Raw genomic sequence first — 25,497 nt, 5'->3', positions numbered from 1 at the left:
CGAAAAAGGGCAATTATCCCGCCTCTAACACTCCTTACCTTCTTGCCGAGCAACGGAGGTCAAGAAATGAGACTGAAAGACAAAACCGCAATCGTGACCGGCGCCGGCAAGGGCATCGGCGCGGCAATCGCACGACGGCTTGACCAAGAGGGTTGTGCTGTCGCGGTGAACTATGCGCGCGATGAAGCTGCTGCCCGTCAGGTCGTGCAGGACATCGAGCAGGCGGGCGGGAAGGCGGTTGCGGTGCAGGCTGACGTCGGCGATCCGGCCGGCATGCCCGCGCTGTTCGATGCGGCTGAAGCCGCGTTCGGCCCGGTCGATCTATTGGTCAACAATGCAGGCATGATGCGGTTGTCACCCGTAGCCGACGCTACGGACGCGGATTTCGACGACCACTGTGCCATCAATCTTGGCGGCACGTTCCGCGGTATGCGCGAAGGCGCCAAGCGGCTGCGCGATGGCGGGCGGATCATCAGCGTGTCCTCAAGCGTGGTGGGCTTCTACCAGCCCGGTTATGGACTGTATGCCGCGACGAAGGCCGGGATCGAGGCGCTGACGCATGTGCTTGCCAAGGAGTTAGGCCCACGCGGCATCACCGTCAATGCGATCGCGCCCGGCCCTGTCGAAACTGATTTCTTCATGCGCGGCAAGTCCGAGGAACTGGTCGCCAGCATCACGCGGATGATCCCGCTCGGCCGCCTCGGTCGTCCCGACGACATCGCCGACGCCGTCGCTTTCCTGGCCGGGCCGGAAAGCCGCTGGATCAACGGTCAAACCATCCGCGCCAATGGCGGCGCGGTCTAATCGCAACCCTCAAACCCAAGGAACACACTATGCCTTTCGCGAACTATAAACTGCCCCAAGCCTCGCTTTCGACGACGCAGAAGGAAGACCTGATTCACAAAACGACCGAACTCATGGTCGGCTATTTCGGGGAGGTCGTGCGTCCGACCGCGATGGTCCTGATCGAGGAAGTGCCCGATGGCGGATACGGACGTGCGGACGAAGTCTTCGTCATGCCGGAAGAGTACCGGGCAAAGGACTGACGTCGTTTTGACAGATAGCTGCTGAACACAGGGAGACATGTGATGGAGACTGACAAGGCAGCATACACAGATAGACGGGATTTGCTGAAGCTGACGGTCTTGACTGGACTGGCGGGAATGGTTCCGATCCGCGCAAGCGCTCAAGGGCAGGACATCTTGCAGCCGCCCGCGCGGCCCCTGCCAACCGTGGATACGCGTTTTCCGGCGGAGATGGCGCCAGGTGTCATTCTTGTGCCCGACAAGCGCATCCCGCTCGTTCCGAATATCGGGATCATCGTCGGCACGGAAAGCGTGTTGGTGATTGATTGCGGTCTTGGTATCGAGAGCGCCGAGAACGTCCTGCGCCTGGCGCGAGAACTCGCACCGGGACGCCGGATCATCCTGACGGTAACCCACGCCCATCCGGAACACGGCTTCGGTGCCCAAGTGTTCGGGAGCGACGCACGCATCTACTACAACAGCGCGCAACGGGACTATTTGCAGCGCTCGGGTCAGACCTTGCTGGACGGCTTCAGAGCCGGCGTTCTGCCGGAAGGGCAGAAGCATCTGCTGGACGGGATCAAACTGACACCACCGCATGAGACATACGACACTGCGGAGACCGTGATCGATCTCGGTGGTCGTGAAGTCCGGTTTCGGACTTGGGGCACCGCCCATTCTCCGGGGGATCAGATCCTCTTCCTGCCCCAGGAGCGCATCCTGTTCGCGGGAGACCTTCTCGAAGAGCGGATGTTTCCGATCGTCCCGTTCTTCCCGCCTATGATCGGTGCCGGCGACATTGACGTTACAAAGTGGGAATCCGCTCTCAACGATATGATGCGGTTGCAGCCGCGCCTCATTGTGCCGGGGCACGGAAATCTCGGCGGCGCCGAGCTTCCTGAGGCCGTGCTTGGCTATTTCCAAATGGTGCGTGGAATGCTCGCCGAAGCCGGTCCCCAGACCGCCAATCTTCCGTCTCTCCTTCGCGCGCGTTATGCAACGTGGGAGAATCCGGAGTTCATTTCGCCAGCACTCCGATACTTTCAGCAGAGAGTCTAATCAGCAACTGCTGTAACAGGGAATGGCGTCTCGCCGATCGGGCAGCCCGAGCGTGGGGCGTTTATGCGCAATCCAAAACCAATTGCGATATAAAACCAGTCGATCTAACTTGCTGCCGATTGGATAGCGCAATCAGGACCGCCCGGATGTGCCGCGTAAGGAAAGGAAGTGGTATGGCTAAGCTCGTGTTCGGAATGAACCAGTCCCTGGACGGCTATGTCGACCATATGGCGTTCGCGCCAGGTCCCACGCTCTTCCGACACTTCATCGAGGAGGCAGAGGGGCAGGCGGGCAGTGTATACGGTCGCCAAATGTATAGGGTCATGCGTTACTGGGACGACGATCATCCTGAATGGGATGCAGAGCAACGCGCCTTCGCGGCGGCATGGCGGAACCAGCCGAAATGGGTCGTCTCGCGCTCGTTGAAGTCGGTCGGCCCCAACGCCAGGCTTGTCGAGGATGATCTTGAGGGCACGATCCGCGCGTTGAAGGCCGAGCGCGACGGGGAGATTGAAGTTGCTGGCCCGGACCTGGCGCAAAGCCTCACCGAACTTGGCCTGATCGATGAGTATCGGATCTACCTGCACCCCGTCGTGCTTGGTCACGGCAAGCCATATTTCGCCGGACCTCGGCCGCCGCTCCGCCTCATGGCTAATGATCGGATCGGCAAGGATGTGATCAGATTGACCTACGTTCCTGCTTGATCTCGCGACTCGGCCGATGGAAATCGCCGCTTGGTTAAGGGTCGTTACGGCCTCCCTGTCCAGCCTCCGACAATCTTTTCGTTCAGTTGTTGATCCACGATTTCGACCGTACGGTCGATCTCCGCGTTGGGCATGCCGAGCTCATGGGAAATCAATTTCACCAGCAGATCGACCCGCTCGATGAACGGCGCCCCGCCGGCCACTGCGCGAGCCGCTGAAGAGGGCTTGAGAAGGCTTTCCGCCGCTTTGGCGTATTTCTCGAAAGGCACCTGATCCTTCGGGGCGGCTCCAAGACGCCGGACCAGGGCATCGACGTGATCGTAAATGCTCCGTGAGAGCTTCAAATCGTCATGCACCGCGTCGCGGATCGACCGCGGCTCATGCGGCGTGATGCAGCGGTAATTTCCCGTCAGCAGCATCGACCATTTGGCCAGAGGGACGAACGGTGAATCGAACACTCTGAGCTTCACGGGAACGTCCCGGCCATCAAGCGTCACCGCGTCGATGTCCGCTTCCAGTTCCCGAAGCAGCAGGTTGTGCGTCTCATCCTTAAATGCCGCCGCCTTGAAGTTTGTCGGCAGGCCGACATGGAGGACATTCGCCGCCTCTTCCGGCGGGCGGAAGGCCTGCGGATCAGGCGAGCAGAGCGACACCAATCCCGGCTTGAACCGTTCCCAAACCTGGGCGTTGGTATACGCGTCCTCCAGCGCCATCCCCGCAAGCGTCGGGATGCGTTTGAGATAGGGAAGCGGCGGCATGTTCATGATCGAAAGACAGGGCAGCTTCGCCTCGGCGATCCTGATTATCAGAAGCCGGATCGTGTGGTTGGCGTATTGCGGCTCCTGCATGGCAAGACCAACCAGATCATATCGGGATGGGTCGACATCCTCGGGCGCGGCTGCGTCCAGGATTCCGGGCAGGTCGCGGGAAAAGATCGCCCGGTGCATCGCCTCGTCGCGCAGCTTGATACGCGTTTCGGTACCGTCGCGATTGATGAGTTCCGCCGTCTTCTTCCGGCAAACCAGGGTCACGTTGTGACCGGCCATCAGTAGCTTTGTCGCCAGCAATGAGCCATACGAGGCTCCGAGGATCAGAACGTTGCGCGCCATGCTCTCCCGTCCCCGGATCACTTTGTGACGCCGCATCCAAGCGCGGCTGGACTCGCCTTCATCCTGCCCGGGCGCGCCATTTCAGTACAGAACTATGAACGCCGAACGCCGCGGCGTCTGCGCGGGCTACTCCTCAGAACGCCCCGTGCCGTCACGATCGCGGTCGTATCGTTTCTTGAGCGGAAACGGCGGCAACCAGGACTCGCGACGGACGGTCCAGAGTTCGTAGGTCGGCGTCAGCTGGTCAGGGGCGTCCAGGGACCCCAGATGCACTTCGATTTCATCCGCAAAGCGCGCGAAAACGGAGGAGCCGCAGCGGGGACAGAAAAATCGCCCGGCGTAGTCGCGTGTCTCGCCCTCGATCGTCACCGCATCCTGAGGGAACACCGCGGAAGCGTAGAAAAGGGCCCCATGGTGCTTGCGGCAGTCGAGACAGTGACAAAGGCCGACCCGGTATGGGAGACCCGACGCCACGATCCGGACGTTGCCGCATAGGCAACCGCCGGTGAATTGATCCATGCTGCGTCTCCTCCAGAATCAAGCGGTCGGAATGGTTACAACAACAGTACTGTCATTGTAATTGCCCGCTGCGGGCGGGGCCGGCGAGATATTGCTCGTCGGTCACATGCTCCATCCAGTCGACCGTCTTGCCGTCGAGCGCCTCCTGGATGGCGATGTGCGCCATCGCCGTGGTCGGCGTCGCGCCGTGCCAGTGACGTTGGCCGGGCGGAAACCAGATGACGTCGCCGGCGTAAATCTCGACGATCGGCTCGCCCTCGCACTGGATCCAGCCCGCACCGGAGGTGACGATCAGCGTCTGGCCGAGCGGATGCGTATGCCATGCCGTGCGCGCGCCCGGCTCGAAGGTGACGCTGGCCGAGGCCGCGCGCGCCGGCGGCGCGTTCAGGGGATCGATGCGGACCGAGCCGGTGAACCATTCCGCCGGGCCCTTCTGCGAGGGCTGAGTGCCGTTGCGATAGAGTTTCATGTCTTGCTCCTGCTGGAGGTGATCCTGCCGTTGACCGTTCATGATGCATCCTCGGTCTGGGCCAGCGCCGCCGCGGGCAGGCGGGCGCCTACGATCTGGACGGCTTCGGCGCCCGCATCGATCTCCCGCAGGTCGTCGGTTGTCAGATCAAGGTCCACCGCGCCCAGATTCTCCTCCAGCCGGTGCGGCTTTGTCGTGCCGGGGATCGGCACGATCCAGGGCTTTTGCGCCAGCAGCCAGGCGAGCGCGATCTGCGCCGGCGTGGCGGCCTTCCGGCCGGCGACGGTTTTGACGATCCCGACCAGCGCCATGTTGGCCTTGCGCGCTTCGGGTGAGAAGCGCGGGACGGCGTTGCGGAAGTCGGTCGGATCGAATTTGGTGTTCTCGTCGATCTTGCCGGTGAGGAAACCGGCGCCGAGCGGGCTGAACGGCACGAAACCGATGCCGTGCTTTTCCAGCGTCGGCAGCAGTTCCGCTTCCGGGCCGCGCCAGAACAACGAATATTCGCTCTGCACCGCGGTTACCGGCTGGACGGCATGGGCGCGGCGGATCGTCTCGATCCCCGCCTCCGAAAGGCCGAAATGCCCGACCTTGCCCTCGGCGACAAGCTGCCTGATGGCGCCTGCCACATCTTCGATCGGCACGTCGGGATCGACGCGGTGCTGGTAGAAGAGGTCGATGCGATCGGTCCGCAGGCGTTTGAGAGCGGCTTCGGCGACCTGCCTGATATGCTCCGGACGACTGTTGAGGCCGCCTCCGCGTTCGCCGGTCGGGGAAATGTCGAAGCCGAACTTGGTGGCGATCGCCACCCGATCGCGGATCGGCGCCAGCGCCTCGCCGACCAGCTCCTCATTGGCGAAGGGACCGTAGGCTTCGGCGGTATCGAATAGCGTGACGCCGCGCTCATGCGCATCGCGGATCAGCCTGATCATCCCCGCCTTGTCGGCGGGCGGCCCATAGGCGGAACTCATGCCCATGCAGCCCAGACCGAGCGCGGAGACTTCAAGGCCGGAACTTCCCAGTTTACGCATCTTCATTTCCATCTCCTTTTATTGGGGCTGTATCGCCGTTCCTGGTCGGCCTCCATCGAGAAGGGAGGCTCGATCCGCGCGCCCGGCGCATGGTCGGCAAGGACGGCGAGGCTGTCGCCCAGGCCGTAGCCGCCATGCGTGATGAAGGGGCGCAGCGTCTTGCCCGTCAAATCATGCGCCCTCAGGAAGGAACGGATGACCGGCGGCGTGGTCTGCCCCCAGATCGGGAAGCCCAGGAACAAGGTCTCACAGGCCGCGATGTCAGGGACTTTCGCCTCCAGCGGCGGCTCGTAACCCCGATCCCGCTCCTGCCGCGCCTGCTCGACCGTCTGCTCGTAATCCTCGGGATAGGGCCGCGCCGGGCGGATCTCGAACAGCTCCGCGGCAAGCGCGTGCTGGAGGGTTCCGGCGATGACGCGCGTGTTCCCCGAGCGGGTGAAATAGGCGACGAGAATCGCCGAGCCTGCGCGTCGCGATATATCGGCCGGCTCTGCCCACGCCGTGGTGGTGGCCGCCAGAGACAGCAGCGCCGGCGCGGTCAGTATCGTGCGTCGGGAGAGATCGTTCATCTGGTCCTCCTTGGATCGGGGAGCCGTCGCTATGAAGACCATATGGCGCTCGCCTTGCTTCGCGATTAGACGCTATAATCGGCATTCCTCAATAAGGTGGGCTAATGAATGTCGAGCGAGAACTTCAACAATCTCGCTGCCTTCGCTGTGGTCGCAAGGGAACGAAGCTTCACCAGGGCGGCGGCGAAGCTGGGCGTCTCGCAGTCGGCGCTCAGCCAGACCATCAAGGGGCTGGAGGCGCGGCTGGGGCTGCGGCTGCTCACGCGCAACACGCGCAGCGTCGCGCCGACCGAGGCGGGCGAGCGCCTGTTACGGTCGGTCGCGCCGCGGTTCGAGGAGATCGAACAGGAAATCGCCGCGCTGAGCGCCCTGCGCGAGAAGCCGGCGGGGACGATCCGCATCACCGCGGGCGAGCATTGCGCGATCAGCCTGCTCCAGCCGGCGCTGGCGACGTTCCTGCCCGACTATCCCGACATCCAGGTCGAGGTCATCGTCGATTATGGCCTGACCGACATCGTCGCCGAAGGCTATGACGCGGGGATTCGTCTGGGCGAACAGGTCGCCAGGGACATGATCTCGGTGCGGATCGGGCCGGAGATGCGGATGGCGGTCGTCGGGTCGCCCGCTTATTTCGCGAACCGTCCCCGACCCGAGACGCCGCAGGATCTGACGCCGCACAATTGCATCAATATCCGGCTGCCGACCTATGGCGGCCTGTTCCCGTGGGAGTTCGACAAGGATGGGCGCGAATTGAAGGTGCGCGTCGAGGGCCAGCTCGTCTTCAACAATATCGCCTTGCGGCTGAACTCGGCGCTCGCGGGGCTGGGGCTCGCCTATATGCCGGAAGACCACGCGCTGGAGCACATTGCCGGGGGACGCCTGATCCGGGTGCTGGAGGATTGGTGCGGACCCTTTCCCGGCTATCACCTCTACTATCCCAGCCGCCGCCATTCCTCGCCGGCATTCTCGCTACTGGTTGACGCCTTGCGCTATCGCGGTCCCTGACGCCGAGGATCGCGAACGCCGGCTGTTCGTCAGTGCACTTCTCCCATCCGCGCACCTGATTTTCTCCCCTGAACAAGGGACGAACCGGACATTTGATCAGCGTACCCACATGAGATGCCGGCCCGCCAAGGCGCTGTCGGTCCTTGTGTTCAGGATATGCGGTTTGCCATGGGCATGGGTCTATTCTCTGGCATGAAGACGTATTCGCTAATCACGGTCGTGGCATTGATCGCAAGCACCGGATGCGCGGTAGCACAGACGGAATCATTTCCGGTCATCCAGACAGAAACCGCCTTTCTCGAAGCTTGCGAACAGGAGTGGGTGCAGCGTGCGCCCGCTGCGGCGCCCTGGGCGCGAGGTGAGTGCCAGGTCAAATGGGGATGGGCCATGGCGGCGGGGCCGATGGCGGAAACCATACTCGCGATGAGCGTTGCCGATGACGATACGGCTCGAGCGCAAGCGCAAGTGCCCGCACCGGGGGCGGTCATGCCTGCCGGCGTCGCCGTCTCGCACACGGCAACCGGTATCCGCTTCGATTGGCAGGAGCAGGGCTCGGAGGGCCGGTACAACGTCACGGACGCCCTGCGCAGCCGTGGCGTCGCGCTGCGGTCGCTCGGCTGTCCACAGTACCCCGGTGCGTCGATGGGTCGAGAAAAGGTCATGCTGGCCACCCTGCCTGGCCGTCAGCCCTTTGTGGTCGCTGTCTATAGCCGCGCCGCGCCGACCGGTCGCGAGTACGCCGCTTATGAGGTCGATGCGGATTTCAGCGGCGTTGTGCCCGACATGCCGGCGTTGCGGGCGGGCCGGTATCCCGGCGGCGGGGGGCGCGCCTTCGCGGTCGATCCGACCGGATGGGTGGCTGAATGCCCCGACCCTGAACGATCCTGATCCGATGCCGCATATCGAGGGGAAGAATTGCCGATGACCTATTATTGGACGGTTTTTATTGTATTGATCGCACTGTTCGCTGGTGGGGGCATCCTTGCCATCGTGCTCGGCTACCGGATGATGAAAGGCGTTGACCGTGCGCGGTTCGGTCGACGCAACCAGTACGGTGCGGAGACATTTGAGGACTACGATACCGCCCATAGCACCCAGTTGGCGGAAAACACGCGGATGGTGGTCGGGCGTCTGATGCTTCTGGCCGGAATCGGCTCGACGTTTTTGAGTCCGTTCATTTCTCTCATGATCATTTCAACGATGTGAAGTGAGGCCCGCGAGTTTCGAACGATCGTGCTGCGCTGGCGTCGGCGCTATTTCTCAAAGCGGCCCGTGCCGTCACGATCGCGGTCGTATCGTCTCTTCCTGAAAATTTCGACGGCCCGCCGATTGTAGCATCGGCATAATCAGATTATATGATGCGTGATGATTGATGCGTTTTGAGGGCTGTCATGCGAACGACATTGGCAATCGATGATGATGTTCTGGTCGCGGCAAAGGCGATCGCGCAACAACAGCGCAAGAGTTTGGGAGAAGTTGTATCCGATCTGGCGCGCCGTGCATTGCGACGCCCGTCGGCGCCGGCTACACGAAACGGCATCCCCCTTATTTCGGTATCGGATGAAGCGACCGTGGTCACGCTTGAGACTGTCAACACGCTTCGTGACGAATTGCCGTGACTTTTCTGCTCGACGTCAATGTGCTCATCGCCCTGATCGATCCCGCTCACGTAAGCCATGACGCCGCGCATAACTGGTTCGAAGCGGCCGGAAGGATTTCGTGGGCCACCTGTCCGATCACGGAGAATGGCGTGATCCGCATTGTTGGTCATGCCAGATACCCCAATATGCCAGGTTCGACCGCGGATATCGCGACCATTGTTCGCAAGATGCGGGAATTGCCTGGACACGTCTTCTGGTCCGATAGTCTAAGCCTGATCGACTCTGCCTATGTTGATGTTTCGCAAGTGCTGACCTCAGCCCAAGTTACGGATAGCTATCTATTGGCGCTTGCTGGGAAAAACGGTGGAAAGCTTGCAACCTTCGATCGACGCCTTTCGACAAGGGCCGTGAAGGGTGGAAAGGGGATGCTTCACATCATCGGCAATTCATAAGTATGCCTCCCCCATCGCGGCCAGTCGCTCGGTCAGGTCCGGCGGGATCGGCGTCGATCGGCGGGTCGTCTGGTCCGCGTTGACCCAGACGATTTCTCCGGTCGCGCGCAGATCCTCGCGGCCCTTGCCGTGGATTTCCAGCAGTAAAGTCAGGCTCGACCGGCCGATACGGCCGGCGCGGACGAGGATGTCTATCTCCTCGTCGAAGCGGATGGGAGAGGCGTATTCGATCAGGGAGCGGACGACGTGGAAGTCGGTCCCGGTGCGCGCGGGCTGGCCGATATAGTCGTACTCCAGCCAGCGGAAATATTCCGTGATCGCCGTATCGAAGTAGGTGAGGTAATGGGCGTTGAAGACGATGCCCTGCTGGTCCACCTCCGCATAGCGAACGCGGAACGGGAAGGAGAAGCGGAAATCCTGCCTGGGCATGGCTTAGGTCTCTTCTGACGGTCAGGCGAATTCGGGGGGGTAGACGCGCTCCGACGGCGGGGTCGCCTCGATGCGGGCCATGAGCGTGTCGAGAAAGTGCTGCTCCGCCCGGTTCAGATGGACCAGCGGGTTGGTGACCAGGAAGATGTCGACCGCCGGCGGGTTCTCGAACGGCGGCAGCCGCCACAGAAGACCGTCGCGAACATCGCGTTCGACGACGTGGATCGGCAGCGGACCGATGCCCACACCGGCGACGATCATCCGTCGCACCTCCTCCAGATGGCTGGATGTGCCGACGATCCGGTCCTCGAAATTCTCCGCCGCGCGCAGCAGCGCGACCGGACGCAGCGCATCGGTTGTCCGGTCGGTCTTAAACGAGACCAGGGGCTCGCTGCGCAGGTCGCGCATCGTCACGCCCGCGCGGCCGAAGAAGCGGTGGCGAGGGCCGCAGAAGAAGCCGAAATGTTCCCGGTACATATGCTGGTAGCGCAGGCGGGGATTATGCCGATGGACCAGGCAGACACCCGCGGTGCTGGTCTTCTGCAGGACCGCCTGGACGACGTCGACGCTGGTCGCGATGTCGATCGTGTAGGTCACTTTCGGATGTTCCTCGCGGAACGCCGCCAGCACTTCGTCGAAGATCGGCGATGTCACGTGGCTGGCCATGGCGATGGTGACATGCCCGGAGATCTCCTCCTTCACCTCGCGCAGCACGACCGCGAGGCGGGAGATGTTGCCGTAGATCTCGACGCATTCGCGGTGGAGCAGTTCGCCATGCTGGGTCAGTTGGAACTGCCCCGGGCCGCGCAGGATCAGCCGACGGCCCAACTGTCCCTCCAGGCGCTTCAGCGCGTTGCTCACCGTCGGCTGGCGCAGCAGCAGGCGGTTCGCCGCCCTGGTGATCCCGCCTTCCTGGACGATCACCATGAAGGTGCGGAGCAGGTTCCAGTCAAGCTCCTGGGTGATCCGCTCCAATGTGCCGATGGCGGGCATCGCCGGTCCCATAGTTTTAAACTATACCCGTCATTCTTCATATCTATTTGCGCAATGTCCAGGCCTGCGCCCTAATCCTGAACAGTATCCGGTGCATCAGCGCCGGCAGCGGAAGGTGGGATGTCGGGGGGAATGGCGGAAACGGCGGTGGACGACAACACGACCGGGACCGCGCGGCCCTGGCTCATGATGACGCCGGCGCTGGCTTCGGTGGCGCTGCTGCTGGTCGTGCCGACGGGATTCATCCTGGTCTATTCATTCTGGCTGCGAGGCGCGACGGGCGCGGATCAGGCAGGATTTTACCTCGACAACTGGCGGGAGGTGCTGACCGACCCGTTCTATCGGGCGATCCTGCTGCAAACCTTCCGCATCGCGCTGACGACGACGCTGATCTGCGCGGTGGTAGGGTATTTCCCGGCCTATTTCCTCGCCCGGACCAGGATGCGCGACAAGACGCTCCTGATCCTGCTGCTGATGCTGCCGTTCTGGATCAGCTACATCATCCGCACCCTGTCCTGGATCAACATCCTGGGCGCGTCGGGGGCGGTCAATGCGGGCCTGCTGGGGTTGGGCCTGATCGATGAGCCGGTGCAGTTCCTCTATAACGAACCGTCGGTGATCCTGGGCCTGACGCACTATCTGCTGCCCTTCATGATCCTCAACGTCTATGTCAGCCTGGACGGCATCGACCGGAATCTGGAGGCGGCGGCGCGGACGCTCGGCTGCACGCCGTGGCAGTCCTTTCGGGAGGTAACCCTCCCGCTGTCCCTGCCGGGGCTGGCGGCCGGATCGCTGCTCTGCTTCGTGCTGGCGGCCGGCACCTACATCACGCCGCTGATCCTGGGCGGCCCGCGTCAGGCGATGTTCGCCAATCTGATCTACGAGGCGGTGATCATCCAGTTGAACTGGCCGCTGGGGTCGGCGCTGTCCATCCTGCTGCTGATCCTGCTGGGCGCGCTGGTCACGGTCTACAACCGCTATATCGGGCTGAAGCAGATCGCCCGGAGTTTCCGATGACGGGGGACTTCCGATGACGGGGCGCATCCTGTCCGGCTGGACGCTGACGCGCGGGATCACCTTCCTGGTCTACGTGTTCATGTTCGTGCCGATCGCGGCGGTCGTGCTGCTGTCCTTCGCGGAAAGCCGGTTCGGTTCGTTCCCGATCGAGAATTTCAGCCTGCGCTGGTTCATCGAGCTGGCCGGGAACGCCGCGATCGTCAGGGCCTTTCAGACATCGATGGTGCTGGGCGCCCTGACCTCGATCATCGCGACGGCGATCGGCATTCCCGCGGCTATGGCGATCGTGCGGTACGATTTCCCCGGCAAGAACCTGGTGACCACGGCGTTGATCGCGCCGATCCTGGTGCCGGAGGTCGTGCTGGGGGTGGCGCTGCTCCTGTTCCTGCGCTGGCTGGCCGTGCCGAAAAGCTTCGCTCTCCTGCTGATGGGGCACGTCATCATCACGCTGCCCTTCGTGCTGCTGGTCGTCCAGGCGAGGCTGGTGGGCATCAAACGGGAGTTCGAGGAGGCGGCGCTGTCGCTGGGCGCCAACAGGCTCCAGACCTTCTTCGAGGTGACGCTGCCCCTGCTCATGCCGGCCGTGCTGGCGGGGATGCTGTTCGCCTTCACCATCAGCTTCGACGATGTCACCGCAACCCTGTTCTGGAAATCGGCCGGAACGGAGACCGTGCCGACGCAGATCTTCGCCATGCTGCGGAATTCGATCAGTCCGGAGATCAACGCGCTCGGAACGGTGATGATCGTGATCACCGTCGCCCTGCCGCTCGCAGCCGGCATCCTCGCGCGCCGCTTTGCCCGGGGGCGGACATGAACCCCGATCGACCAAAACCAACAAGAACGCAACCAAGGAGGCTTTTACCCATGGATACGACCAAACGGCTTGAACGGCTGCTCGACCGCTACCGCAACGGCGATATCGAGCGCCGAACGTTTCTGGGTCTTCTCGGCGCGGCCGGCGCCACCGCCGGGCTGGTCGGCGGGCCGATGATGATGCTGACCCGCCAGGCGCGGGCCGCGGAGGTCGAATCGGTGCGGTTCGATGGCTGGGGCGGGGTGGTGTCCGAGGCGTTCCGCAAATTCGCTTTCGATCCCTACACCGCGGCGACGGGCATCGAGGTGATCGACGGCACCTTCGCGTCGAGCGACGAATACCTGACCAGGGTCAAGGCCGGCAGGGAAGGGGAATTCAACGTCTTCCTCGCCTCCGGCGTCTTCGACTACGCCCGCTACGTCGACCTCGGCTACGATGTGGTGCTGAACGAGGAGAACATCCCCAACCTTGCCCTCGTCATGCCGGCGATGATGACGCCTTACCGGGCGGTCACCGACGGCAAACTGTCCGCGGCGCCCTACGATTACGGGACCACCGGGCTCGCCTACAATACCGAGCAGATCAGCCGCGAGGAAATGGAAGAGAAGGGTGCGCGCATCCTGCTCGACCCCGCATACAAGGACAAGATCGGCGGCTTTTCGGATTGGCGCACCCGCATGTGGTACGCCGCCCTCCAGACGGGCCAGGATCCGAACAATATCGAGGATCTCGAGGCGGCCTGGGACGCCGTCCGGCAGCATCGGGACCTTGTGCTGAAATACTGGAATTCGGGTGCCGAACTCATGAGCCTGCTCGCCGAAGGCGAGATATGGGTGACCGAGGGCTGGTCCGGCCGTATCGCCTCGCTTCAGCAGGAAGGGCATCCGATCGGCTACCACGATCCGCCGGGCAGTTTCGCCTGGCAGGAGTGCCTGATGGTCCTGAAGGGCAGTCCGCTGCCCGAGGTGGAGGAACTGCTCAACTACATGCTTGAGCCGGAGGTCGCGATCGCCGTTTCGGAGGGGCAGAACTACCCGCCGTCGCTCGACCCGCAGAAGGTTGATCTGGGGGACAAGATCCCGAACATGCCGGCCTTCGATCCGACCGGCAAGCTGGAGAACCTGACATTCGCCGAGCCTGCCTACTGGAACGGCAATCAGCAGGAGTGGTCGGCCGAATTCAGCCGCGTCCAGCGCGGGTTCTGATGGCCGACAGCAGCCAGAATCGCCCTCTCCCCACCGGGGAGGGGGCGATCGCTTCCGGAGACCGCGCCCATGCCGTCGAACTGCGCGGCGTCGTCAAGCGCTTCGCATCGTTCGTGGCGGTGGAAAGCATCGAGCTGAAGGTCGAGCAGGGTGCGTTCGTCACGCTTCTGGGGCCGTCGGGCTGCGGCAAGACGACGACCCTGCGGATGATCGCCGGGCTGGAGCAGCCGAGCGACGGCGACATCCTGATCGCCGGCAGGCGGGTCAACGCCCTGCCGATCCACAAGCGGAATCTGGGCATCGTGTTCCAGAACTACGCCCTGTTTCCGCACAAGACGGTCTTCGACAACGTCGCGTTCGGGCTCAAATACCGCGGCGCGGACAAGGCGACCGCCCGCCGCAAGGTTCAGGAGGCGCTCGATCTCGTCCGGCTGCCGCAGGTCAGCGACCGGTATCCCAGCCAGCTGTCCGGCGGTCAGCAGCAGCGCATCGCGCTCGCCCGCGCCATCGTGTTCGAGCCGGATGTCCTGTTGCTCGACGAACCGCTGTCCGCGCTCGACGCCAATCTGCGGGAGGAGATGCGGGTCGAGCTGAAGCGCATCCAGCGCGAACTGGGCGTGACCACGATCTTCGTCACGCACGACCAGTCCGAAGCGCTGGCCATGTCGGACCGGGTGGTGGTCATGCGCAGCGGCGTGGTCGAGCAGGAGGGAACGCCGGAGACCGTCTACAACCTGCCCGCCAGCGCCTTCGTCGCGGATTTCCTGGGACATTCCAACCTTCTCCAGGGGACGGTGGCCGGGATCGCCGACGGCGTCGCCATGGTCACCCTGCCCGGAGGGGCCGAGGTCGTCGCCGAAACCGGCGCCCGCACCGCCCGGAAGGGTGAAGCGGTAAGCATGGTGCTGCGCGCCGAACGGCTGCTGCTCGGCGAACGGTTCGATTCCGACGGCGGCGTCACGGTGCTCGATGGCGTGGTGGAGACGGTGGATTATCTGGGCCTTTCCGCCCGGTACTTCGTTCGCGTCGGCGACATGCGCCTGCAGGCGATCAACCCGATCGACCGGCATCCTTTCCGGGAGGGAGACAGGGTCGCCCTGCGCATCCGCCCGCGCGACTGCGTGCTCCTGCCGCCGGATCGTTAAGCAGACGAGGATATCCCCCCATGTTCGCCGAACCCGCCGCTCCGGCCGGTCACAACCAGCCGTCGCACCTGTTCTACCAGTCGCGATTGCGCCGCCCGCCGATCGACCGGGCCGAGGGCATCTACATGTGGGATGTCTCCGGACGACGCTATATCGACGGGTCGTCGGGCGCGATGGTGGCCAATCTGGGCCATTCCAACCGGCGCGTGCTCGACGCCATGAAGGCGCAGATGGACAAGGTGACCTTCGCCTACCGCCTGCATTTCGAGAACGACCCGGCCGAGGACCTGGCCCGGGAGCTTGCGGCCGTCATGCCGGACCGCCTCGACAAGGTGTTCTTCGTCTCCGGCGGATCGGAGGCGGTCGAAAGCTGCCTCAAGATGGCCCGGCAATACGCTCTCGCGGCCGGTGAGGGCAGCCGGTACAAGATCATCTCCCGTTTCCCCTCCTATCATGGCGGCACGCTGGGGGCGCTCGCGGTCACCGGCTACGCGCCGATGACCGCGCCGTTCGCGCCGATGATGCGCGAGATGCCGAAGATTCCCGCGCCGACGGCCTATCGAGACCGCGATGCGCTGACCATGGAGGAGCGGGGCCTGCGCTACGCCGACCTGCTGGAGGAAGAGATCCTCCGCCAGGGTCCGGAAACCGTGCTCGCCTTCATCATGGAGCCGGTGGGCGGCGCTTCGACCGGCGCGCTGGTCGGGCCCGACAGCTACTACCCCCGCATCCGGGAGATATGCGACCGGTACGGCATCCTCTTGATCTATGACGAGGTGATGTCCGGGGCCGGCCGCACGGGCAAGTTCCTGGCCGCGGAACATTGGGACGTCACGCCCGACCTGGTCGCCCTCTCAAAGGGTTTCGCCGCCGGCTACAGCCCGCTCGGCGCCATGGTCGCGCCCGACTGGATGGTCGAGCAGGTGCTGGACAAGGGCGGATTCATCCATGGCCACACCTATGCCGGCAACCCGCTCGCCTGCGCCGCCGGCCGCGCGGTCCTGCGCGAATTGCTGGAACGTGACCTGACCGGCAATGCGGCGCGCATGGGCGACTATCTGATGGCGCGCCTCGGGGAGTTGATGGAGGCGTTCCCGTTCATCGGCGACGTTCGCGGTAAGGGCCTTTTGACCGCCTTCGAGATGGTCGCCGACCGCGACAGCTTCGCGACCCTCGATCCGGGACTGAATGCCCATCAGCGGCTTGTCGACCTCGCTTACGATCGCGGACTGATCGTCTATTCACGGCGGACCCGGGGCGGGTTGTCGGGGGACCACATACTGGTCTGTCCGCCCCTGATCGTCACGGCGGAGGAGATCGACGCGATCGTCTCGATTCTCCGGGACAGCCTCTCCGCGCTCGCCGACGAACTCGATTTGCCGCGCCGTTAGACATTCCCGAAGATCCGGAGATCAACCATATGGCCGCCCGCAAGGTCGTCATCACCTGCGCCGTCACGGGGTCGATCCACACCCCGACCATGTCCGACCATCTGCCGATAACGCCGACGGAGATCGCCGAAGCGGCGATCGGCGCGGCGGAGGCCGGGGCGGCGATCCTGCACCTCCACGCCCGCGATCCGGAAACCGGCAGGCCGTCGCCCGACCCGGACCTGTTCATGGAGTTCCTGCCGCGCATCAAGCAGTCCTGCGACGCCGTCCTGAACATAACCACCGGCGGCGGCCACAACATGTCGGTCGACCAGCGCCTGGAGGCGGCGCTCCGGGCCGCGCCGGAGATGTGCTCGCTCAACATGGGATCGATGAATTTCGGCATCTTCGGCGCGGCCGCGAAGTTCGACGCCTGGAAGCACGACTGGGAGCGGCCCTACCTGGAATCCACCCGCGACTTCATCTTCAGGAACACCTTCGCGGACATCGAACGCATCCTGAAGGATCTGGGACAGGGGCACGGCACGCGCTTCGAATTCGAATGCTACGATGTCGGCCACATCTACACGCTGGCCCACTTCCTGGAGCGCGGGCTGGTCGAGCCGCCGCTGTTCGCGCAGTTCATCTTCGGCATTCTGGGCGGCATCGGCCCGGACCCGGATAACCTCCTGCACATGAAGCGGACGGCGGACCGGCTGCTGGGCGACGCCTATGCCTTTTCGGTGCTTGGCGCGGGGCGGCACCAGATGCCGCTCGCCACCATGGGGGCGATCCTGGGCGGTAATGTCCGGGTGGGGCTGGAGGATTCGCTCACCATCGGCTCCGGCCAATTGGCGCGAAGCAACGCCGAGCAGGTCACGAAGATCCGCGGCATCGTCGAAGCCCTGGGCCTGGAGGTGGCGACCCCGGCCGAGGCGCGCGCGGCATTGGCGCTCAAGGGCGGCGATCGCGTCGCCTTCTAGGGCCTTTACTCCGAGGAATCGTCCCATGAAGGTTGTCTTCGACGAAGCGCAGATGCTGCACGACCCCAGGAATTTCCTGGTCTCCGGCGCGCCGCAGCCGAATCCGGAAGTCCCGGAGCGGGCGCGAACCTTTCTGGCCGCCGTCGGTGAGGCGGGGCATGAGCTTGTCGCGCCTCCGGATCACGGGGCCGGTCCCCGCGCCGCCGTACATACGCCCGAATACCTCCAGTTCCTGGAGACGATCTACACCCGCTGGCGGCGGATCGACGGCGCGTCGGCGGAGGTCGTACCGAACATCCATCCCAATGGGCGCGCGGACGGCTATCCGGCTTCCGCCGTCGGCCAGGCGGGCTATCACATGGCGGATACGGCCTGCCCGATCTCCGACGGCACGTGGGAAGCGGCCTGCGCCAGCGCGAATACGGCGGCGCATGCGGCGGAAATGGTCCTCGGCGGCGGTGAGGCCGTGGCCTATGCTCTCTGCCGGCCGCCGGGGCACCATGCCTTCGCCGGTATGGCGGGCGGGTTCTGCTTCCTCAACAACGCGGCGATCGCCGCCCAGTATCTGAGAAAGCGGGCGGCGCGGGTGGCGATCCTGGACGTGGACCTGCACCACGGCAACGGCACGCAAGGGATATTCTACGACCGCGCCGACGTGCTGACGGTCAGCCTCCACGCGGACCCGGTGCGGTTCTATCCCTTCTTCTGGGGGCATTCAGACGAACGGGGCGTCGGCCCCGGTCTTGGCTACAATCTCAACCTGCCGCTGCCGCGCGGTACGGCGGACGATGGTTATCTGGAAGTGCTGGAGAAGGCGCTGAGCCGCATCCGCGCTTTCGCGCCGGATGCGCTGGTGGTCGCGCTCGGCCTCGATCCCTTCGAAGGCGACCCGCTGGCCGGGCTCAAGGTGACGACCGGGGGCTTCGGCCGGATCGCCCGCGTCATCGCCGGGCTTGATCTGCCAACCGTCATCGTGCAGGAGGGCGGTTATATGTGCCGGGAACTGGGCGGCAATCTCAGCAGCTTTCTGAAGGGGTTCGAGGATGGGCGGAATGACCGCTGAAACGGCCGACGCGATCGTTCTGGGCGGGGGCATGGCCGGCGCATCGGCTGCGGCGTTCCTGGCCGGCCGCGCCAGGACGCTGGTGCTGGAGGCGGAGGCGCAGCCGGGCTATCACTCGACCGGCCGCTCCGCCGCGATCTTCATCCAGAATTACGGCAATCGCGCCATCCGGTCGCTCACGGCGGCGAGCCGTTCGTTCTTCGAAAACCCGCCGGCCGGATTCGCCGAACACAGCCTGCTCGGCCCGCGCGGCAGCCTGCATCTGGCCTTCGAAGGACAGGAGGAAGCGCTCGACGATCTGGTCGCCGGGGGCAACGGGATGGATCGCATCACGGCCGACGAGGCGCTTCGGCTGGCGCCGCGCGTTAAGCGCGACCGCCTTATCGGAGCGGCCTATGAGCCGGACAGCACGGATATCGATGTCAACGCCCTGCATCTCGGTTTCCTGAAGGCGATGAGGGAGGCCGGCGGCCGGGTGGTGACCGACGCGCGGGTGGGGCGGATGACCCGGAATGGCGGCGTCTGGCGCGTGGAGACGCCGGCGGGAATCTTCGAAGCCCCGATCGTCATCAATGCCGCCGGGGCCTGGGCCGATACGGTTGCCGCGCTGGCCGGCGCGCGGCCGGTCGGCCTTGTCCCCTGCCGGCGCACCGCCATCGTGGTCGATGCGCGCGATGGGGACGATGTCTCCCGTTGGCCGCTCACCGGCGACGTGGCCGAAAGCTTCTACTTCAAGCCCGAATCCGGCCGGATCATGATCTCTCCGGCCGACGAAACGCCGGTCGAGCCGCACGATGTCCAGGCGGAGGAGATGGACATCGCCGTCGCCGTCGATCGCTTCACGAATGCTGTCGACATCCCCGTGCGCCGGATCGCGCATCGCTGGGCCGGCCTCCGCACCTTCGCGCCCGACCGTACGCCGGTGGTCGGGTACGACCCGGAAGCGGAAGGATTCTTCTGGCTGGCCGGGCAGGGCGGCTATGGTATCCAGACATCCCCCGCAATGGGGATGCTTGCCGGCGCGCTCGTGCTCGGCGAAAGCGTTCCGCACGATCTCACCCGCGCCGGCGTCGATCCCGCTGCCCTGTCGCCCGGCCGCTTTTCCACGCTTGAGGAGTAAACGATATGAGCATCGAACGGCTGGATTCCGGCCCACGCATGAGCCAGGCCGTGATCCATAACGGCACGGTCTTTCTCGCCGGCCAGGTCGGCGACGATCCCAAGGCCGACCTTGCGGAGCAGACACGCCAGATCCTGGCCAACATCGACGCGCTGCTGGCCCGCGCCGGGACCGACAAGTCGAAGCTCCTGACCTGCAACATCTGGCTTGCCGACATTGCGGGGTTCAATGAGATGAACGCCGTTTACGACCGCTGGATCGATCCGGCGAATCCGCCCGTCCGCGCCTGCGTCGAAAGCGCCCTCGCAACGCCGGACTACAAGGTCGAGATCCAGGTGACGGCGGCGCTGTAGACGCTCCGGATGATCTCCCGCCGGACCTTTTCCGCCGCCCTTTTGGCCGGTCTCGCCGCGCCGTTCGTCGGACGGGCGGCGGCGCAGGAGGTTGGGGAGGTGCGCGCCGCCCTTCAGGGGATGGTGCAACTGCATTCGCTTCAGGTTCAGCTCGGCGATGAACTGATCGTCGCGGAAGTGTTGCGCGGGCCGGGGCTGGATCGTCCGGCGAACATAAAATCATGTTCGAAGAGCATCGTCGCCCTGCTGCTGGGCACGGCGATCGACCGCGGCGAGATCGCCGGCGTCGACGCCCGCCTGGGGGACGTGGCCCCCGATATCATTCCGTCTGACGCGACCGAAGGGGTCGCGGACATCACGATGGAGGATCTGGTGACCTTGCGCGCCGGCCTCCAAAGCACGTCGGGAGCCAACTATGGCGGCTGGGTGGCCTCCGACGACTGGATCGCCGATGCGCTCAGCCGTCCCATGGTCGCGCGGCCCGGCGGCCGGATGATCTATTCCACCGGTACGACGCATGTGTTGGGGGCGGCGCTGACGGCAGCCACCGGTGACAGCCTGCTTGAACTGGCGCGCGACAGGCTGGGCTCCGGACTGGACATCGATTTCGCGCCCTGGGTGCGGGGACCGCAAGGGTACTTCCTCGGCGGCAACGAGATGAGCCTGACGCCGCAATGCATGCTCAGGATCGCCATGCTGATGCGCGACGGGGGGCGCTATGGGGGTGCGCAGATCATCCCGGCCGACTGGATCGCCGCCTCGTCGATCCCTCGCACGCAATCCCCCTATTCCGGCCTGGACTATGGATATGGCTGGTTCCTGAGCACGTCCGGCTATGTGATGGCGCGGGGCTATGGCGGGCAGATCATCGCGGCGCATCCCGAACGCGGACTTGCCGTCGCGATAACCTCCGACCCCACTCGGCCGGCGCGTTCGGAAGGATATTTCGGGGACCTGATGCGGCTCCTCGATGGACCGGTCCTCTCGCTGAGCTAAGCGTCCTAGACGATCCCTCCACCGCCGCCCGCGGAGGCCGGACGCCGGGCCGAGACGGCTTCCCGGTAGCGGCTGGCGCGATAGGCGGCGACGGGATCGATCGCCGCGCCGGCATCCAGCCGGGCCTTCGCCAGGATCGGATCGACATCGGTGCGGAATGCCCGCTTCAGCGTTTCGGCCGCCATCAGCGCGTCGTTTTCGGCCTGATGGCCTTCCAGCGCCGCGCGGTCGACGATCAGGGCCTGAGCGTAGGCCCGGCGCACCTCGCCCGCGCTCGACATCAGGCTCTCGATCGGGTCGGTCACATTGTGCGACTGGTCCAGCATGTGGGCGGGCCGGAAGCCGTCGGCGCCTCGCCGTTCGGCGTCGACCAGCTCGTTGAACACCAGGAACAGCCGGTAGGGGTCGATCGCGCCTGCATCCAGATCGTCGTCGCCATATTTGCTGTCGTTGAAATGGAAGCCGCCCAGCTTGCCGAACTGGATCAGCCGGGCGACGATCATCTCAATATTCACGTTGGGCGCGTGGTGGCCCAGATCGACGAGGCAATAGGCCTTCGGACCCAGCGTCCGGGCGATCAGGTAGTTCGTCCCCCAATCCTGGATCACCGTCGAATAGAAGGCCGGCTCATACATCTTGTGTTCGGTATAGAGCCGCCAGTCCTCAGGCAGTGCCGTGTAGATTTCGCCCATGGAGGACAGATAGCGTTCGAACGCGCGGGTGAAATTGCTCTGCCCCGGGAAGTTCGACCCGTCGCCGATCCAGACCGTCAGCGCGGTGGAGCCGAGCGCCCGGCCGATCTCAATGCATTCCAGATTGTGCTCCACCGCCTGCCGGCGAACGGCCGCGTCGGTATGGCTGAGCGAACCGTACTTGTAGGACAGCTTCTGGCCGGGCGCGTCGGAGAAGGTGTTGGAGTTCATGGCGTCGAAGCGGAGCCCCAGCGCGTCGCCATGGGCCTTCAGCCGGCCGGGGTCTTCCACCTTGTCCCAGGGGATGTGCAGGGAGACGGTGGGCGTCGCCGCCGTCAACTGGTGGATGACCGCGCAATCCTCCAGCTTGTCGAAGATATCGCGCGGTTCGCCGGGGCCGGGGAAGCGGGCGAAGCGCGTGCCGCCCGTACCGACACCCCAGGACGGCACGGCGACGGAGAATCCGGCCACCCTGGCGGTGACGGCGTCGATATCGACGCCGCGCCGCGACAGGCGTTCGCCCAGCGAGCGGTAGTCCCGCTCCAGGTCGCCGATACGTTTCTCGTTCTCCGCCGTCAGGATATCGGCCGAAATGGGTCCCTGGGTCATCCGGATCCTCCCGCTTGTCGACGGCCGGGCGTCAGCGCGTGAAGGACTGCGCGTTGCCCGCATCGACATTGATGATGTTGCCGGTCGATTTGGCCGAGGCGTCGCCGGCCAGGAAACAGATCGCCTCCGCGATATCCTCCGGCAGCACGTTCAGCTTCAGCATCGACCGCTTGCGGTAATGCTCCTCCAGCTCGTCCGGCGCCATGTTATAGGCGGCGGCGCGCTGTTCCCGCCATTCGCCGGTCCAGATCTTCGATCCTCTCAGCACCGCGTCGGGATTGACGGTGTTGACCCGGATGCCGGCGTCGGCTCCCTCCAGCGCCAGGCAACGGGCGAGGTGGATCTCCGCCGCTTTTGCGGCGCAGTAGGCCGATGCGTTGGGCGAGGCGGCGAGCCCGTTCTTCGACGCCACGAAGACGATATTGCCACCCAGCTTCTGCCGCCGGAACAGGCGGAACGCCTCCCGCGAGACGAGGAAATAGCCCTTCGCCAATATGTCCATGTTGCGGTTCCACATGGAAAGCTCGGTATCCTCCACCGGCGCGGAGGAGGAGATGCCGGCGTTCGACACCAGGATGTCGACTCCGCCGAAGGCGATGGACGCCGCCCGGAAAGCGGCCGACACGGCGGCTTCGTCGGTGACGTCCAGCGCCACGCCGGACACCTGATCGGCGCTGAAATGGGCGGCCAGTTCCTCCCGCGCGCCCTCCAGCGCCGGTGCGTCGATATCGGCCAGGACGACGCAGGCACCTTCCCGCATCAGCCGGGCGGCCGTCGCCTTGCCGATGCCCCCCGCCCCGCCGGTGACGAAGGCGACCCGCCCGGCCAGGCTCTTCGGCCGCGGCATGCGTTGAAGCTTCGCTTCCTCCAGGAGCCAGTATTCGATATCGAACGCCTCCTGCTCCGGCAGGCCCTGATAGGTCGACACGGTGGATGCGCCGCGCATGACGTTGATGGCGTTGACGTAGAACTCCCCCGCGATTCGCGCCGTCGCCTTGTCGCGAGCGAAGGTCATCATGCCGATCCCGGGCATCAGGAAGACGACCGGGTTGGGGTCGCGCATCGCCGGGCTGTCCTCATGCCGGCATGCTTCGTAATAGCGGGTGTAGTCCGCGCGATAGTCGGCCAGCGCCGAATCCAGCCCGGCGAGGACGGCGTCGACATCCGGGCGGGCGGGATCGAATTCCAGGACCAGCGGCCGGATCTTGGTGCGCAGGAAATGGTCCGGGCAACTGGTTCCCAGCCGGGCCAGCGGCTCCAGGTCCCGTGAATTGACGAACTCCAGTACGGCGTCCTGGTCGTCGAAATGGCCCAGCTTGCGTTCCTTGCCGCCGATCCGGCCACGGATTTCCGGCATCAGCCGGGCCGCTATCCGGCGGCGTTCCGCTTCGCCCAGGCTCTTGACCGCGACGCCGCCGAAGACCGCCTTGCCTTCCGTTCGCTCGGCCAGCCATCGAATGGCCCGGTTGATGATCTCCAGAGTCAGCTCGTAGCAATCCTTGGCGTCGTCGGCCCAGGTGAACAGCCCGTGGCTTTCCAGCACCACGCCTTTGGCTTTCGGGTTCGCCTTGATGAAGGCTTCCAGATCGAGGCCGAGCTGGAAGCCGGGCCGCCGCCAGGGCAGCCAGCCGATCTCGTCGCCGAAGATCTCGGCCGTCAGTTCCCTGGAATTCTCCGACGCCGCGATCGCGATGATCGCGTCGGGATGCATGTGATCGACATGGACGTGGGGCACGAAGGCGTGCAGCGGCGTGTCGATGGACGCCACCCGCGGGTTCAGGTCAAACGTGCAGTGGGGCAGGTAGCCGACCATCCGGTCTTCGTCCTCCACACCCCGATAGAGCCCCTTCAGCGCCTCCAGCCTGTCCATGTAGAGCGTCGCGAAGCCGTCCATCCTGATGGTGCCAACATCCCCGCCGGAGCCCTTGACCCACAGCACCGGGACCGGTTCGCCGGTCAACGGATCCGTCTCCGTCACCTTGGCCGATGTATTGCCGCCGCCATAGTTGGTGATCCGCTTGTCCGCGCCCAGCAGGTTCGACCGGTAGAGCAGCAATTGCCGCTGATCCAGCCCCGCCGCGTGGGCGTCGTCCCATCGGTTCTCCAGCAAGCGGACAGCGGCCATCATCATCTCCCGGGGCTTTGTCATCCGGGTCCAGATATCGCGCGGACGCCCTCCTTCGTCAATCGAAACCGATCATATATTATCATTGTGCGATGCAATATGACTGAAAATGATCGTTTATGATTGACAGAATATCGGAAGAGGGATGAGGATCGGTGAGTTGACGGAGGGTCGAAGCGAATGCACGAACGCGAACGTCACCGCATTGTCCTGAGCGCCATTCAGGAAAAGCCCGTGGTGACGATCCAGGACATTGTCGAGCTGACCGGCGCCTCGGAGGCGACGATCCGCCGCGACATCGCGGCCCTCCATGTCCAAGGCCGGCTGCGCCGGGTGCGCGGGGGAGCGGAAGCGATCAACCCGCCGCAATTCACCGGCCTCGCCGGGCGTCCCTACAAGGTCAATGAAAGCGTCAACGGCGACAAGAAGCGCGCCATCGCGCGGGCGGCCGTGGCGCTGTGCGACGATGGCGACCCGATCATCGTCAATGGCGGGACGACAACTTTCCAGATGGTGCATTTCCTGGCGTCGCGCCGAATGCAGGTGTTCACCAATTCCTTCCCGATCGCCGAACACCTGCTGAAGCATTCCAAGAACACGGTGATGCTGCCGGGCGGCGCCATCTATCGTGAGCAGAACATCATCCTGAGCCCGTTCGAGAACGACGTGACGCGCAATTTCTATGCGCGCCGGATGTTCATGGGCGCCCAGGGCGTCGGGGCGCTGGGGGTCATGGAATCCGACGCGCTGCTGATCCAGGCCGAACAGAAGCTGATCAATCAGGCCGATGAGCTGATCGTCCTGGTCGACAGCACCAAGTTCACCCGCCGCTCCAGCCTCATCCTCTGCGCGCTGGACAGGGTTTCGACGATCGTCACCGACGACGGCATTCCCGACCCGGCGCGACGGATGATCGAGGCGGCGGGGGTTTCGCTGATCGTGGCGGCTACTTCCGCCACCGAAGGGAAGGAGGAAATCTCGGTCGCCTGAGGAAAAGCGCACAGGTCCGAAAGCGGTTCAACGCAACGCATATAAAGGGA

General features: G+C 64.5%; 29 protein-coding genes. 20 read left to right on the top strand and 9 right to left on the bottom strand.

The genetic code is table 11. The features are described 5' to 3' along the window. Positions 1–66 precede the first annotated feature (66 nt). The 4 genes from AAFN89_RS02740 (at position 67) to AAFN89_RS02725 (ending at position 2,788) form a co-directional block, all read left to right on the top strand. Positions 67–804, top strand: coding sequence for an SDR family oxidoreductase (locus AAFN89_RS02740; protein WP_347535657.1), 738 nt, complete (start codon positions 67–69; stop codon positions 802–804). Between the two features lie 29 nt (positions 805–833). After that, positions 834–1,046 (top strand): 4-oxalocrotonate tautomerase family protein, encoded by a 213-nt coding sequence (locus AAFN89_RS02735; protein ID WP_347535655.1) that lies wholly within the window; start codon positions 834–836, stop codon positions 1,044–1,046. A 42-nt stretch (positions 1,047–1,088) separates the two neighbouring features. Beyond that, entirely contained in the window at positions 1,089–2,084 is a 996-nt protein-coding gene (locus AAFN89_RS02730) for an MBL fold metallo-hydrolase (RefSeq protein WP_347535653.1), read from the top strand. 173 nt (positions 2,085–2,257) lie between these two features. Beyond that, positions 2,258–2,788 (top strand): dihydrofolate reductase family protein, encoded by a 531-nt coding sequence (locus AAFN89_RS02725; RefSeq protein WP_347535651.1) that lies wholly within the window; start codon positions 2,258–2,260, stop codon positions 2,786–2,788. A gap of 44 nt (positions 2,789–2,832) precedes the next feature. Here AAFN89_RS02725 and AAFN89_RS02720 read toward each other — a convergent pair whose 3' ends face one another. The 5 genes from AAFN89_RS02720 to AAFN89_RS02700 form a co-directional block, all read right to left on the bottom strand. Then, positions 2,833–3,897 (bottom strand): hypothetical protein, encoded by a 1,065-nt coding sequence (locus AAFN89_RS02720; protein WP_347535649.1) that lies wholly within the window; start codon positions 3,895–3,897, stop codon positions 2,833–2,835. 126 nt (positions 3,898–4,023) lie between these two features. Further along, entirely contained in the window at positions 4,024–4,416 is a 393-nt protein-coding gene (locus AAFN89_RS02715) for a GFA family protein (RefSeq protein ID WP_347535647.1), read from the bottom strand. A gap of 52 nt (positions 4,417–4,468) precedes the next feature. Continuing rightward, the gene (locus tag AAFN89_RS02710; RefSeq protein ID WP_347535645.1) at positions 4,469–4,885 is read right to left on the bottom strand and encodes a cupin domain-containing protein; all 417 of its coding nucleotides are present in this window, start codon (positions 4,883–4,885) and stop codon (positions 4,469–4,471) included. Between the two features lie 38 nt (positions 4,886–4,923). Next, positions 4,924–5,922: an aldo/keto reductase gene (locus tag AAFN89_RS02705; protein ID WP_347535643.1), complete on the bottom strand. Its 999-nt coding sequence runs from the start codon at positions 5,920–5,922 to the stop codon at positions 4,924–4,926. Continuing rightward, positions 5,919–6,485 carry a flavodoxin gene (locus tag AAFN89_RS02700; protein WP_347535641.1) on the bottom strand — a complete coding sequence of 189 codons (567 nt, stop codon included), beginning with the start codon at positions 6,483–6,485 and terminating at the stop codon, positions 5,919–5,921. The genes AAFN89_RS02705 and AAFN89_RS02700 overlap by 4 nt, the downstream gene beginning before the upstream one ends. A gap of 108 nt (positions 6,486–6,593) precedes the next feature. Here AAFN89_RS02700 and AAFN89_RS02695 point away from each other — a divergent pair, with 108 nt between their 5' ends. From AAFN89_RS02695 to AAFN89_RS02675, 5 genes are all read left to right on the top strand, one after another. Then, entirely contained in the window at positions 6,594–7,490 is an 897-nt protein-coding gene (locus AAFN89_RS02695) for a LysR family transcriptional regulator (protein ID WP_347535639.1), read from the top strand. Between the two features lie 168 nt (positions 7,491–7,658). Next, on the top strand, positions 7,659–8,378 hold the full coding sequence (locus AAFN89_RS02690; RefSeq protein WP_347535637.1) for a hypothetical protein: 720 nt from the start codon (positions 7,659–7,661) through the stop codon (positions 8,376–8,378). Between the two features lie 33 nt (positions 8,379–8,411). Continuing rightward, a complete protein-coding gene (locus tag AAFN89_RS02685; protein ID WP_347535635.1) occupies positions 8,412–8,696 on the top strand; it encodes a hypothetical protein in 285 nt (94 codons plus the stop codon). A 185-nt stretch (positions 8,697–8,881) separates the two neighbouring features. After that, positions 8,882–9,109, top strand: coding sequence for a hypothetical protein (locus AAFN89_RS02680; RefSeq protein ID WP_347535633.1), 228 nt, complete (start codon positions 8,882–8,884; stop codon positions 9,107–9,109). Beyond that, positions 9,106–9,543, top strand: coding sequence for a TA system VapC family ribonuclease toxin (locus AAFN89_RS02675; protein WP_347535631.1), 438 nt, complete (start codon positions 9,106–9,108; stop codon positions 9,541–9,543). The genes AAFN89_RS02680 and AAFN89_RS02675 overlap by 4 nt, the downstream gene beginning before the upstream one ends. On the opposite strand, the gene AAFN89_RS02670 is transcribed toward AAFN89_RS02675, so the two are convergent. Both AAFN89_RS02670 and AAFN89_RS02665 read right to left on the bottom strand, forming a co-directional pair. Further along, positions 9,538–9,972, bottom strand: a complete 435-nt coding sequence (locus tag AAFN89_RS02670) for a thioesterase family protein (RefSeq protein ID WP_347535629.1) — start codon at positions 9,970–9,972, stop codon at positions 9,538–9,540. The two genes, AAFN89_RS02675 and AAFN89_RS02670, sit on opposite strands and share 6 nt — an antisense overlap. Before the next feature lie 21 nt (positions 9,973–9,993). Continuing rightward, positions 9,994–10,965 (bottom strand): LysR family transcriptional regulator, encoded by a 972-nt coding sequence (locus AAFN89_RS02665; RefSeq protein ID WP_347535627.1) that lies wholly within the window; start codon positions 10,963–10,965, stop codon positions 9,994–9,996. 120 nt (positions 10,966–11,085) lie between these two features. Between AAFN89_RS02665 and AAFN89_RS02660 the strand changes: the two genes are divergently transcribed. The 10 genes from AAFN89_RS02660 to AAFN89_RS02615 are packed head-to-tail and all read left to right on the top strand — an operon-like array spanning position 11,086 to position 21,031. Next, a complete protein-coding gene (locus AAFN89_RS02660; protein WP_347535625.1) occupies positions 11,086–11,982 on the top strand; it encodes an ABC transporter permease in 897 nt (298 codons plus the stop codon). A gap of 13 nt (positions 11,983–11,995) precedes the next feature. After that, on the top strand, positions 11,996–12,796 hold the full coding sequence (locus AAFN89_RS02655; protein WP_347535623.1) for an ABC transporter permease: 801 nt from the start codon (positions 11,996–11,998) through the stop codon (positions 12,794–12,796). 50 nt (positions 12,797–12,846) lie between these two features. Continuing rightward, positions 12,847–14,001: an extracellular solute-binding protein gene (locus tag AAFN89_RS02650; RefSeq protein WP_347535621.1), complete on the top strand. Its 1,155-nt coding sequence runs from the start codon at positions 12,847–12,849 to the stop codon at positions 13,999–14,001. Further along, positions 14,001–15,146 (top strand): ABC transporter ATP-binding protein, encoded by a 1,146-nt coding sequence (locus tag AAFN89_RS02645; protein WP_347535619.1) that lies wholly within the window; start codon positions 14,001–14,003, stop codon positions 15,144–15,146. The genes AAFN89_RS02650 and AAFN89_RS02645 overlap by 1 nt, the downstream gene beginning before the upstream one ends. Positions 15,147–15,166: 20 nt before the next feature. Beyond that, on the top strand, positions 15,167–16,537 hold the full coding sequence (locus AAFN89_RS02640; protein WP_347535617.1) for an aspartate aminotransferase family protein: 1,371 nt from the start codon (positions 15,167–15,169) through the stop codon (positions 16,535–16,537). 29 nt (positions 16,538–16,566) lie between these two features. After that, the gene (locus AAFN89_RS02635; protein WP_347535615.1) at positions 16,567–17,499 is read left to right on the top strand and encodes a 3-keto-5-aminohexanoate cleavage protein; all 933 of its coding nucleotides are present in this window, start codon (positions 16,567–16,569) and stop codon (positions 17,497–17,499) included. Between the two features lie 25 nt (positions 17,500–17,524). Then, complete coding sequence (locus tag AAFN89_RS02630) at positions 17,525–18,562, top strand: histone deacetylase family protein (RefSeq protein WP_347535613.1); 1,038 nt, start codon at positions 17,525–17,527, stop codon at positions 18,560–18,562. After that, complete coding sequence (locus tag AAFN89_RS02625; RefSeq protein ID WP_347535611.1) at positions 18,552–19,682, top strand: FAD-binding oxidoreductase; 1,131 nt, start codon at positions 18,552–18,554, stop codon at positions 19,680–19,682. Before AAFN89_RS02630 ends, AAFN89_RS02625 begins: the two co-directional genes overlap by 11 nt. 5 nt (positions 19,683–19,687) lie before the next feature. Further along, positions 19,688–20,035, top strand: coding sequence for a RidA family protein (locus AAFN89_RS02620; protein ID WP_347535609.1), 348 nt, complete (start codon positions 19,688–19,690; stop codon positions 20,033–20,035). 9 nt (positions 20,036–20,044) lie between these two features. Continuing rightward, a complete protein-coding gene (locus tag AAFN89_RS02615; RefSeq protein WP_347535607.1) occupies positions 20,045–21,031 on the top strand; it encodes a serine hydrolase in 987 nt (328 codons plus the stop codon). Positions 21,032–21,036: 5 nt separating this feature from the next. Here the strand turns inward: AAFN89_RS02615 and rhaI are convergent, their stop codons facing one another. Beyond that, complete coding sequence (rhaI, locus tag AAFN89_RS02610; RefSeq protein ID WP_347535605.1) at positions 21,037–22,332, bottom strand: L-rhamnose catabolism isomerase; 1,296 nt, start codon at positions 22,330–22,332, stop codon at positions 21,037–21,039. 31 nt (positions 22,333–22,363) lie between these two features. Then, positions 22,364–24,457, bottom strand: a complete 2,094-nt coding sequence (locus AAFN89_RS02605; RefSeq protein ID WP_347535603.1) for a bifunctional rhamnulose-1-phosphate aldolase/short-chain dehydrogenase — start codon at positions 24,455–24,457, stop codon at positions 22,364–22,366. 180 nt (positions 24,458–24,637) lie between these two features. On the opposite strand from AAFN89_RS02605, the gene AAFN89_RS02600 reads away from it, so the two are divergent. After that, complete coding sequence (locus AAFN89_RS02600) at positions 24,638–25,447, top strand: DeoR/GlpR family DNA-binding transcription regulator (RefSeq protein WP_347535601.1); 810 nt, start codon at positions 24,638–24,640, stop codon at positions 25,445–25,447. The last annotated feature ends 50 nt before the right edge of the window (positions 25,448–25,497 follow it).

This window comes from Inquilinus sp. CAU 1745, from assembly GCF_039839375.1.
Classification (GTDB): Bacteria; Pseudomonadota; Alphaproteobacteria; order DSM-16000; family Inquilinaceae; genus JBDOQU01.
This window is presented reverse-complemented; position numbering and strand designations above follow the sequence as displayed.